The organism is Streptomyces sp. NPDC050263 (assembly GCF_040655955.1).
GTDB lineage: Bacteria > Actinomycetota > Actinomycetes > Streptomycetales > Streptomycetaceae > Streptomyces.
This window is the reverse complement of sequence record NZ_JBFAKW010000296.1, coordinates 1-1,500: the sequence shown is the minus strand read 5'-3', so window position 1 is coordinate 1,500 and position 1,500 is coordinate 1. Positions and strand designations below refer to the sequence as shown.

The window sequence follows — 1,500 nt, the reverse complement described above, 5'->3', positions numbered from 1 at the left end:
CAATGCCGTGTAGTTAGCGCTCGCTGTCGAGTGTCAAGGGGTGCGGGTGGTCAGGATGTCGATGCTGATGGTGGCTTTGTAGCTGGTTCGGTCGACGGTGCCTCTGGCGTTGTACTTCGAGATGGCGCGTTTGACGACGCGTGGCCGGGTGCGGATGCGGCGGTCGGGCATGAGGCCGGCCAGGACCTGGTGGCCGATGGTGCCGACGAGATCGACGGCGGTGTCGTTGAAGATGCCCGCGGCCTGGACGAGCAGGTCGCGGGCGGTGTTCAGGGCGATGGAGAAGCTGGCCCGGTCGGGGTCGGTGTCCGGACGTGTGCCGGTGGCATCCGCCATGGCCAGTCGCAGGACCTGGTAGGTGACCAGCAGTGCGAAGACTTCCTGGGAAACACCGGCGGGAGTTCGGGCACGAAGGACCCGGCCGCCGAGGATGGTGGACTTGATCTCCAGGTAGGAGGTCTCGACCTCCCATCGCTCGTGGTAGAGCCTGATCAGTTCGGCGGCGGGGTGCGTGTGGGGGTCGGTCAGGGTCGTGACGAGACGGTAGGCGCCGGTGCGGCGCCCCTGTGAGGTACTGACGGTGATCTCGCAGTCGATGACGCGGACCGCCACGGCTCCGAGCCTGGAGAGGTAGGAGCCGTCGGGGAAACGTTTCAGGACCGGCAGCCTGCGATGTTCTTTCACGCGGACCAGAACGTGTGCGCTCTTCCCGGTGATCGCCTCGACCAGGGCCTGGACGGCGAAGTTTCGGTCCAGCAGAACGATCATGCCCTCGCGCAGGCTGCGAACAAGGCCCGGGGCATACGACGTTTCTCCGTTTGCGGTCGGTCCGAACACCGCGTCCAGAACGGTACGGGTGCCGCAGGACACCAGAACCAGCAGACGGAGCGAGGGGTATCCCGCCCCGCCGTTGTTGCAGCGGTGCCTGACAAACTCGGCCCGGTTTGCCGGGCTGTCGGGCACGGCCACCAGCGTGCCGTCGACAGCACAGACGAGCAGACCCCGCCACCACGCTCCCGTGGTGGCGATCCCGGCGGCCGGTCCACGCAACAGGTCGAACAAGCGGTGCAGCGGCCCGGCCCCGACCCGCCTGCGGGCCTGCGCCAGAGCGCCGGCCGTCGGTGCTGCCGTCTCCAGCCCTTCCAGGCCGGCCGTCAGCCGCTGCCACACCTGCTGCCAGCCGATCCCGGGGAACAGGGACCCGGCCAGCAGCAGGTACACCACCACACGTGAGGGAAGGTCCCGTATCCGCTGCTGAGTCCTGCCGGTCTCGGCCAGCACCTCGTCGACCATCTCAAACGGAACGATCCGTGTTAACTCGCCCAGATGGCCCGGCGCGAACGACCCCGCGGCAACCGTTACTTCACGAGAAATGACAGACTTGGCATCCAATGGAGCTCCTGCTGAACAGTGATCTTGGTCGACACGGTTCTAGCAGGAGCTCCATCTCCGCTTCAGGCGGCTTGACACGTCAGCCCCGCGCCTAACTACACGGCATTG

1 protein-coding gene is annotated in these 1,500 nt (G+C 66.7%); it reads right to left on the bottom strand.

Features of this window, described 5'->3' with window-relative positions; translation table 11 throughout:
• Positions 1 to 33 precede the first annotated feature (33 nt).
• Positions 34 to 1,392, bottom strand: a complete 1,359-nt coding sequence (locus AB0J04_RS46105) for an IS4 family transposase (protein WP_363174729.1) — start codon at positions 1,390 to 1,392, stop codon at positions 34 to 36.
• Positions 1,393 to 1,500: the final 108 nt, after the last annotated feature.